This window comes from Euzebyales bacterium (assembly GCA_035461305.1).
In the GTDB taxonomy this organism is placed as follows: Bacteria; Actinomycetota; Nitriliruptoria; order Euzebyales; family JAHELV01; genus JAHELV01.
In genome coordinates, this window is record DATHVN010000231.1 from 1 (window position 1) to 8,563 (window position 8,563).

The following is an 8,563-nucleotide window of genomic DNA, read 5'->3' on the forward strand; positions in this document are numbered from 1 at the left end:
TCCGGGGCGTCGACGTCGATCGTCGTCGATGGAGGGTCAGCCGTGCTTCGGCGGCCACGTCGTCCAGCACGTCCGCGACCACCACGGGCGCCACCTGGAGCGGCGCCGTGCCGACTCGAGCCGTGAGAGATCTCACGCAGCGGCGACGTCATCCCGCGGGCGAGCACCTGGACCATCGCCAGCGATATCGCGACCGCCGCGACCGGGCGCACCCACACCGGCACGCCGAGCCGAGGCCCACGGTGCTGGTGACCGCAGCGACCCCGACCGCCGCCACGATCGCGATGCCGAGCTTGAGCTTGATCGACCCGACGCGGTCCAGAGGACGCATCAGGTACCCCGCCTGGCGCCGTCGGCGTCGATCGCGTAACCGACACCGTGGATGGTGCGTATGCAGTCGTGACCGAGCTTGCGTCGGATCGACCGGACATGGGAGTCGACGGTGCGCTCCGCCGCCTCGTCGGACCAGCCCCACACCCCCGTCAGCAGCTGGGTCCACACGACCACCGGCCGCCCGCGAACCGGCACAGCAGGTCGAACTCGGTCGCGGTCAGCTGTGCCTCGCTGTGCGCCCGCCACACCCGCCGTGCGGCTCGGTCGATCCGGATCTCAGCCGCCCGGAGGATCTGTCCGGTGCGCGCGCCGGCGGTGCGTCTGAGGATGGCCCGGATCCTTGCCACAGCTCGCGCGGGCTGAAGGGCTTGGTCATGTAGTCGTCCGCACCCACGCCGAGCTCCACGAGCATGTCGGTCTCGTCGTCGTGCGCCGTCAACATCAGCACCGGCACGTGCAGGTCCTGTTGGATGCGGCGGCAGACCTCGAGCCCATCCGGCAGCATCAGGTCGAGCACGACGAGGTCGTGCCGGTCCGCCGCACGCCGTCGCACGCCTTCGTGGCCGTCGAGTGCGACGCCCACGTCGAACCCCTCGCTGCGCAGGTGGTCGGCGATCGCCGTGGCGATGGCCCGCTCGTCTTCGATCACCATCACGCGGTTCGTCCCGCTGCGGTCCGTCAGGTCGTCGGTGGCTGGTCGTCGGTGGCAGACATGCGCACAACGCTAGAGCGGGCGGGTGCAGATCCACGGGGCGCGATGTGGAGGTTGTGTGCAGGCGGTGGTTCGAGTCCGCGCACGCCACGACGCTTCGCCCGGCGTACTAGCCTGCGCGCGGTGACCAGCGTCCTGTACTCCGCCCGGGTCGTGTGCCCGATGACTGGCCCGCCGTTCGACCACGGTGGCGTCCTGGTGTCCGGCGACGCGGTCGTCGCGGTGGGCGAGGCGACGGTCCTGCGCCGCGAGGCTGACCGCGAGCAGCGCGTCGAGGGCGTGCTGCTGCCGGGGTTGGTCAACGCTCACACCCACCTGGAGCTCGCTGACGCGGTCGACCTGGCGCAGCCGGGCCCGCGCCACCACTGGCAGCGCGCGGTCGACGGGATGACGGCGACGTGGAGTCCGACGCGTTGGCAGCACTCGGCGCGGCGTGGGGTCCTGCACGTCATGCGGTGGGGGACCACATGCGTGGGCGACGTCGTCCACCGCGGGCCGGGCGTGCCGGCTGCGTCGCGCGCGGGGCTGGTGGGTGACTCGTGGGTGCAGATCGCCGACGTCGACGTCCGCGAGCAGGACGCGGTGGTGGCGGCGCTGCGCCACACGCTGGGTTTGCCCGCCCCCGCGCGTCGGCTGGGGATCGCTGTCGCCGACACCACGCGCGTCGGCACAGGGACGCTGCAGGCGCTGGCCGAGCTGGCGCAGTCCCTGGACGCGCCCGTGCACGCCCACGCCGCCGTGGACCAGGCCGAGGTACGCGCGATCTGGCACGGCGACGGGCCGCTGGCCGACGATGCCGCCGCGGCGGGTGCGCAGTACGAGTGGCTGGGCGGGGGCGTCGGCTTCGGGCCGATCCGCTACCTGGCGGAGTGCGGTGTCGTGCGGCCGGGCAACTCGGTCGCCCACGGCGTCTGGGTCGACGACGCCGAGGCTCGGGTGCTCGGCTCGGAGCGGACATCGGTGGTCATGTGCCCGCGCGCCGACGCGCGGCTGCAGGCGGGTGCGCCTCCGCTCCAGCGGTACGCGCGGGCCGGGGTGCGCCTGGCACTGGGGACCGAGAGCCTTGCCGCGGTCGGTGACCAGGACCTGCTGGCCGAGGCGGCGGCGTGGATCGCGGTGGCTCGTGAGCAGGAGATCGCGCTGTGGCCGGGGGCCGGCGGGCCCGTCGAGCTCGAGGAGCAGGCCGTGCGGCTGCTGACGTGCGACGGCGCGACCGCGATGGGCTGGGACGCACACAGCGGTGTGCTCGCGCCCGGCCGACGGGCCGACCTGGTCGGGGTCGACGTCGCGACCACCGCGGCGACGGCGTACCGCGACCTGATGACGGCCGGCGTCGGCCGGCAGGTCCTGACCGTGCTGGCGGGGGTGCGTCGATCGCGCCGCGCCGACGGGGACAGCCCGTGGCCTGACCAGGACGACCTCGACGACGCGGGTGGTGTCGATGCCTGATCACGAGGCGCTGCCCGACCACCGGCCGGTCACGGACAAGGACGCCGCGCTGGTGCAGCGGATGTTCGACCGCGTGGCGCCGCGCTACGACCTGGCGAACGCGGTCCTCTCGGCGGGGTTCGACCGGCACTGGCGCGACGTGACCGTCGCCGCGATCGACCCCCGCCCCGGCATGGTCGTCCTCGACGTCGCCGGCGGCACGGGGGCGCTGGCGGCCCCCCTGGCCGCGCGTGGCGCGCACGTCGTCGTGGCCGACCTCAGCCCCGAGATGGTCCGCGTGGGCAGGGGCCGGGTGGCCGGCGTCGGGTGGACCGTCGCGGATGCCCTGCGGCTGCCGTTCGCCGACGCGAGCGTCGACGCGGCGACGATCGCCTTCGGCCTGCGCAACCTCAACGACACGCGTGCCGGCCTCGCCGAGTTGCGCCGCATCGTGCGTCCCGGCGGCCAGCTGGCGGTGCTCGAGTTCAGCCGTCCCACCAACCGTGCGTTCGCGCACGTCTACCACCGCTATCTGCTGGGCGTTCTGCCGCGTCTGGCGCAGGTGCTGACCAGCGATCCCGGTGCCTACGGATATCTGGCCCGCAGCATCATGGCGTGGCCCGACCAGCGCGCGCTCGCCGCGGCGATCACCGACGCCGGGTGGGGTGCGGTGCGCTGGAAGAACCTGACCGGCGGCGTCGTCGCACTGCACCATGCCGTGCGACCGGCCTGAGGAGGGCGGAGCGCGCCGAGCCGCCGGCCGCGCTCCGGGACGCGCCGGCGTGGGTGCCCGCCTGGGCCGTGCCTCCCGCGCCAGCGGCCGGATCGTGTCGTGACCTGGACGGGACGGCGGTGCGCGCCGGCGGCGGTGGGCGGCCGTCGTGGCGCTGACAGTGCTGGAGCACCCGCTGGGTTCGACCTGCTGCGCAGCGGCGGGACGTTGCCCCGGCTCGATGCTGGTCGGGCGCAACCCAGCGGTGCTGTTGATCGGCGTGGGTGCACGCTGCGGTGGCTGCGCTCGGGAGGTGATCCGCGGCACGGCGGGGCCGCCGGCCGCGCCGGGTCGACGGACACCCGTGCGGTATCGTCGCGCTGATGGACGCCGACGTGCTCGAACGCCGGCGCGCGGAGTCCCGCGCGATGTGGGCCGACGGGCACCATCCGACGATCGCTGCCCACCTGAGGCCTGCAGCCGAACGACTGGTCGAGGCCGTCGCCGTCGGGTCCGGGAGACCGGGTGCTCGACGTCGGGACGGGGTCGGGCCTGGTCGCCCTGCACGCAGCACGACGCGGCGCGATCGTCACCGGTGTCGATCAGATCGACGCCTGGTTCGGGGTCGCACGCGACGCGGCGCGCCGAGCCGGGGTCGACCTCGACCTGGTCGTGGGCGACGCAGAGGACCTGCCGACCGCGGACGGTGTGGAGAACGAGCCGAGCAGCGCCGAATGGGGCGATCCTGCGTACCTGCGCGGCCGCTTCGCCGAGCACGGCGTCGACATGACGATCCAGCGTCACGTCATCGCCTGGCGCTTCCCGTCGGTGCGGGGCGCAGGAGGACTTCATCCTGACGGCATCGGGATCGTACCGCCGGACCCGCGAGGTGCTCGTGGCGCAGGGTGAGTGGGAGCAGGCCTGGGCGGAGGTTCGCGAGGTCACCTGCCGAACGAACCAGGCGACCGACGGCACGTATGCACTCGACCAGGAGTACCTGGTCGCGGTTGGCCACCGCACCTGACACCACCCTGCGTTGCCGGCACCGGCGGCAAGGTGGTTGTCGACGGGCCACGTTTCGGTTGCGTTCGGACTCCGACCTCGCGGTGATGCGACGAACGCAGGGCGGGGGAGCTTTGTGAAGCGCTTCACATAGGGCATGTCGGTTGCTACGCTGGAGCGTGGTCGTCGGTCCGTCGAGGGAGGTGCAGGGCATGTCCGACCGGGATGTCGTTCGCCCCCGCCCGGCGCGCTCCTCGCGTCCCGATCCGACCGGCCCGCCGGAGCGCAGCGAGGCCGACGTCGTCGTGGTCGGCGCCGGACCAGGGGGATCGGCGGCCGCGACGTTCCTGGCCCACGCCGGCCATGACGTGGTGCTGCTCGAGAAGTCGGCGTTTCCCCGCGACAAGGTCTGCGGGGACGCGCTGACGCCGCGGGCCGTCAAGGCACTCGAGCTGCTCGGTCTGCACGAGGAGGCCAAGGGCGTACCGACCGGCTGGGCCCGCCAGGAGGGCCTGCGGATGTACGGCGGAGACGTGGTCCTCGACCTGCCGTGGCCGGAGCTCGACGACTTCCCGTCCCACTCGGTGACCGCGACGCGCGCAGTGTTCGACCACACGCTGGCCCAGCACGCGGCCGCCAACGGTGCCCGGCTGTGGGAGCAGACCGAGGCCCTGGCACCGGTGTGGTCCGATCGCGAGCCAGACAGGGTCGCAGGGGTCAACTACCAGCGTGCCGACGGCTCCCACGGGGAGGTGCGCGCGCCGATCGTGGTCGCGGCCGACGGCAACTCGTCACGCATCGCCGTGGCCGCCGGCCTCCACCGCGACCATGCCCGGCCCATGAGCGTGGCGATCCGCGGCTACTACCGCAGCCCGCGCGCGGCGATGGACGTGATGGAGGGCTACCTGGAGATGCGGGTGCCCGGCACTGACGGGCGGCCAGGCGAGCTGTTGCCCGGCTACGGCTGGATCTTTCCGCTGGACGGTGGCCTGGTCAATGTGGGCTGGGGCCTGCTCGACTCGTCTTCGCACTTCCGCTCGACCAACTACCGCGAGGTGCTCACCTCCTGGGTCGCGGGGCTGCCCGAGGCATGGGAGCTGCGACCCGACACGATGGAGGGCACCCCGCGCAGCGCCGGGCTGCCGATGGCCCACAACCGGCGACCGATGGTCCACGGGTCGTTGGTGCTGATCGGCGACGCGGCCGGCATGGTGAACCCGTTCAACGGCGAGGGCATCAGCTACGCGATCGAGGCGGCGGCGTTCGCGGCCGACGCCATCGACCGGGCATTGGCGACGGACGCGCTGTCAGCGCTGCACGCCTACCCCGAAGCCGTGGCTGCCGCCTGGGGCGGCTACTACACCCTCGGACGGGCCTTTGTGGGGCTGATGGGCCATCCCACGGTGATGCGCCTGTGCACCGTGCACGGCATGCCGAGGCTGGGGCTCATGCAGTTCGTGTTCCGCACGATGGCGCACCTGATCAACCACCGCAGCCGGGACGCCACCGATGCCATGCTGAACCTGCTGTCGCGCGCCGTCCCGGCCGCATGATCACGCGAGGGGGACGTTGCATGGGCGCGCAGCAGCGCCCGATAGGCTGGGCGCCGACATGACTCCAGGTAGCGCTCGCGGCAGGTCACCCGCCGACCCGCCACGTCGGGACCGACGTCGGTCAACGGACCGCACCCTGGCGGACCACCGCAGTCGGCCGTCAGCGCAGACGGCACGACGGGACCGCGATCACGCACCGGACCGCTATGACCCCCGGAGGATCAGGCACCATGCTGGCTGACTACCTGCCACTCGTGCTGCTGGTGACGGTGGCCGTCCTGTTCGTCGGCCTGTCGCTGCTGGTGTCCGCCAGGCTCGGTCCCAGCAGGCCGAACCCCACCAAGCGCGCCGCCTACGAGTCCGGCATCATCCCCGAGCAGAGCCTGGTCGGCATGCGCTTCTCCGTGCAGTTCTACCTCGTCGCCATGCTGTTCATCATCTTCGACGTCGAGGCGGTGTTCTTGCACCCCTGGGCCGTCGTCGTGCGCGACCTCGGCTGGTACGGCCTGGGCGTCATGGGCGTGTTCGTCGCACTGCTGTTCGAGAGCTACTTCTACATCCTGAGCAGGGGAGGCCTGGAATGGGAATAGAGGCGCGACTGCCAGATGGCATCCTGCTGACGACCGTCGAGAAGGTCGTCAACTGGGGGCGCGCCGGCTCGCTGTTCCCTGCCACGTTCGGGCTGGCGTGCTGCGCGATCGAGATGATGTCGACGGGGGCGGCGCACTACGACCTCGCGCGCTTCGGCATGGAGGTCTGGCGCGGATCGCCCCGGCAGGCCGACCTCATGATCATCGCCGGGCGCGTGAGCCAGAAGATGGCACCGGTGATCCGCAACCTCTACGACCAGATGCCCGAGCCCAAGTGGGTCATCTCGATGGGCGTGTGCGCGTCGTCGGGCGGCATGTTCAACAACTACGCGATCGTGCAGGGCGTCGACCACATCATCCCCGTCGACATGTACGTTCCCGGCTGCCCGCCCCGGCCGGAGATGCTGCTGGACGGCATCGTCAAGCTGCACGCCAAGATCAAGCAGGAGCAGTTCCGGGAGCGCAAGCGCAAGGGCGAGACCGACGAGCAGTTCGCGCGCCGAACCGGGTGGCCGACCCCCGACGAGGCCGAGCTGGAGGGCTGGGCGGCGCACCAGCCGACCCGCAAGAGCGGCGAGAGCACCGTCGCGGCGGGCACGGGTGCCGACCGCACGTCGGGCAAGCGCTCCGGTGGGGAGAAGATCTGATGGCCGGATCCGGATCCGGCAACCCGAACATGGCCTCCGGGGAGGCCACGAAGCTCCGGGTCTCGCGCCTGCCGGAGTCGCAGCTGTCCGAGCAGCTTCGCGCCGTCCGCGACAACCTGGTCGGCGCGTTCGACGGCCTCGAGGTCCTCGGCTTCCGCGGCGAGCTGACGGTGATCTGCCCGCCGGAGCTCGTGATCGACGTCCTGCGCCACTGCCGTGATGACGCCGAACTGTCGTGCGAGCTGCTGGTCGATCTGTCGGGCGTGCACTGGCCCGCGGGACAGCGCGAGGAGGTCGCCGAGGAGACGACCGGTTGGCCTCGGTACGAGTTCGGCGACGAGGCCGGTCGCGTCGAGCTGGACTACATCGTGCGGTCGCTGCGGCACAACCACGTGTTCAGGATCCGCACCTCGCTGCCCGATGACGAGCCGCGGATGTTCAGCGCGACGGGTGTCTACCGCTCCGCCGAGATCATGGAGCGCGAGGTCTTCGATTTCTTCGGCGTCGACTTCGAGGGGCATCCCGACCTGCGGCGCATCCTCATGCCCGAGGAGTGGGAGGGGTATCCGCACCGCAAGGACTACCCGCTGGGTGGCGTCGAGGTGCAGTACGAGGGCGCGACCGTCCCGCCACCGGACCAGCGCAGCTACTAGAGGAGCCGCTGATGTCCGACCAGCAGCAGGTCGCTCCCGACCGACCCGCTCGGGACGACGACGCCGACCTGACCCCCGAGCAGTCGCGGGAGGAGCGGGCCGTCGCCGCCGCGTCGGGCAGGATGGTCGCGCCGCACACGTACACGGTCGCGTCGGGGGAGTGGGAGGACCTTCCCGACGCGGTCGAGGATGACCTCATGGTCATCAACATGGGCCCGCAGCATCCGTCGACCCACGGCGTGCTGCGCATGGTGCTCACCCTCGACGGTGAGACCGTGGTCGACAACAAGCCGGTGATCGGCTACCTGCACACGGGCATCGAGAAGAACCTCGAGTACCGGCCGTGGGTGCAGGGCGTCACGTTCGTGACCCGCATGGACTACCTGTCGCCGTTGTTCAACGAGCTGGGCTACTGCCTGGCGGTCGAGAAGCTGCTGGGCATCACCGACGAGGTGCCCGAGCGCGCGTCGGCGATCCGCGTGATCATGACCGAGCTGAACCGCGTGGCGAGTCATCTGGTCTGGCTGGCGACGGGCGGGCTCGAGCTCGGGTCGACGAGCGCCATGATCTACGGCTTCCGCGAGCGCGAGACCGTGCTCGACATCCTCGAGTACGTGACCGGTCTCCGCATGAACCACGCGTACATCCGGCCGGGTGGCGTCGTGCAGGACGTGCCGCCCGAGTTCGGTGAGCGGGTCAACACGCTCGTATCGGAGCTGTACGACCGCATCGACGAGTTCGAGGACCTGCTGACCGGCAACCCGATCTGGATCGAGCGCAACAAGGGCGTGGCGGTGCTGACGGCCGAGCAGTGCCTCGACCTGGGCGTGACAGGCCCGGTGCTGCGCGCGACCGGCCTCGCTCACGACCTGCGCAAGGCGGCGCCGTACAGCGGCATCGAGCAGTACGACTTCGACGTGGTCGTGGCCGACA

General features: G+C 71.7%; 10 protein-coding genes. 8 read left to right on the forward strand and 2 right to left on the reverse strand.

Annotation, left to right across the window (positions count from 1 at the left end; all coding sequences use genetic code 11):
* Window positions 1-330 precede the first annotated feature (330 nt).
* Window positions 331-528, reverse strand: a complete 198-nt coding sequence (locus VK923_20745; GenBank protein ID HSJ47108.1) for a helix-turn-helix domain-containing protein — start codon at window positions 526-528, stop codon at window positions 331-333.
* Between the two features lie 22 nt (window positions 529-550).
* Window positions 551-985: a response regulator gene (locus VK923_20750; GenBank protein HSJ47109.1), complete on the reverse strand. Its 435-nt coding sequence runs from the start codon at window positions 983-985 to the stop codon at window positions 551-553.
* A gap of 222 nt (window positions 986-1,207) precedes the next feature.
* On the opposite strand from VK923_20750, the gene VK923_20755 reads away from it, so the two are divergent.
* The 8 genes from VK923_20755 to VK923_20790 form a co-directional block, all read left to right on the forward strand.
* Window positions 1,208-2,494, forward strand: coding sequence for an amidohydrolase family protein (locus VK923_20755; GenBank protein ID HSJ47110.1), 1,287 nt, complete (start codon window positions 1,208-1,210; stop codon window positions 2,492-2,494).
* Window positions 2,487-3,206, forward strand: coding sequence for a class I SAM-dependent methyltransferase (locus tag VK923_20760; protein ID HSJ47111.1), 720 nt, complete (start codon window positions 2,487-2,489; stop codon window positions 3,204-3,206). Before VK923_20755 ends, VK923_20760 begins: the two co-directional genes overlap by 8 nt.
* 504 nt (window positions 3,207-3,710) lie before the next feature.
* Window positions 3,711-4,094 carry a class I SAM-dependent methyltransferase gene (locus tag VK923_20765; protein ID HSJ47112.1) on the forward strand — a complete coding sequence of 128 codons (384 nt, stop codon included), beginning with the start codon at window positions 3,711-3,713 and terminating at the stop codon, window positions 4,092-4,094.
* 305 nt (window positions 4,095-4,399) lie between these two features.
* Complete coding sequence (locus VK923_20770) at window positions 4,400-5,740, forward strand: geranylgeranyl reductase family protein (GenBank protein ID HSJ47113.1); 1,341 nt, start codon at window positions 4,400-4,402, stop codon at window positions 5,738-5,740.
* Window positions 5,741-5,970: 230 nt separating this feature from the next.
* Window positions 5,971-6,330: an NADH-quinone oxidoreductase subunit A gene (locus VK923_20775; protein HSJ47114.1), complete on the forward strand. Its 360-nt coding sequence runs from the start codon at window positions 5,971-5,973 to the stop codon at window positions 6,328-6,330.
* The gene (locus VK923_20780) at window positions 6,321-6,977 is read left to right on the forward strand and encodes an NADH-quinone oxidoreductase subunit B family protein (protein HSJ47115.1); all 657 of its coding nucleotides are present in this window, start codon (window positions 6,321-6,323) and stop codon (window positions 6,975-6,977) included. Before VK923_20775 ends, VK923_20780 begins: the two co-directional genes overlap by 10 nt.
* On the forward strand, window positions 6,977-7,630 hold the full coding sequence (locus tag VK923_20785; protein HSJ47116.1) for an NADH-quinone oxidoreductase subunit C: 654 nt from the start codon (window positions 6,977-6,979) through the stop codon (window positions 7,628-7,630). Before VK923_20780 ends, VK923_20785 begins: the two co-directional genes overlap by 1 nt.
* Window positions 7,631-7,641: 11 nt before the next feature.
* Window positions 7,642-8,563: hypothetical protein (locus VK923_20790; GenBank protein HSJ47117.1), on the forward strand; the 922-nt coding region annotated here is incomplete at its 3' end.

Excerpts from the sequence above, each read along its gene's own strand:
- VK923_20750 (HSJ47109.1), bottom strand. The coding sequence starts at position 985 with ATGGTGATCGAAGACGAGCGGGCCATCGCCACGGCGATCGCCGACCAC.
- VK923_20755 (HSJ47110.1), top strand. The coding sequence starts at position 1,208 with ATGACTGGCCCGCCGTTCGACCACGGTGGCGTCCTGGTGTCCGGCGAC.
- VK923_20760 (HSJ47111.1), top strand. The coding sequence starts at position 2,487 with ATGCCTGATCACGAGGCGCTGCCCGACCACCGGCCGGTCACGGACAAG.
- VK923_20770 (HSJ47113.1), top strand. The coding sequence starts at position 4,400 with ATGTCCGACCGGGATGTCGTTCGCCCCCGCCCGGCGCGCTCCTCGCGT.
- VK923_20775 (HSJ47114.1), top strand. The coding sequence starts at position 5,971 with ATGCTGGCTGACTACCTGCCACTCGTGCTGCTGGTGACGGTGGCCGTC.
- VK923_20780 (HSJ47115.1), top strand. The coding sequence starts at position 6,321 with ATGGGAATAGAGGCGCGACTGCCAGATGGCATCCTGCTGACGACCGTC.
- VK923_20785 (HSJ47116.1), top strand. The coding sequence starts at position 6,977 with ATGGCCGGATCCGGATCCGGCAACCCGAACATGGCCTCCGGGGAGGCC.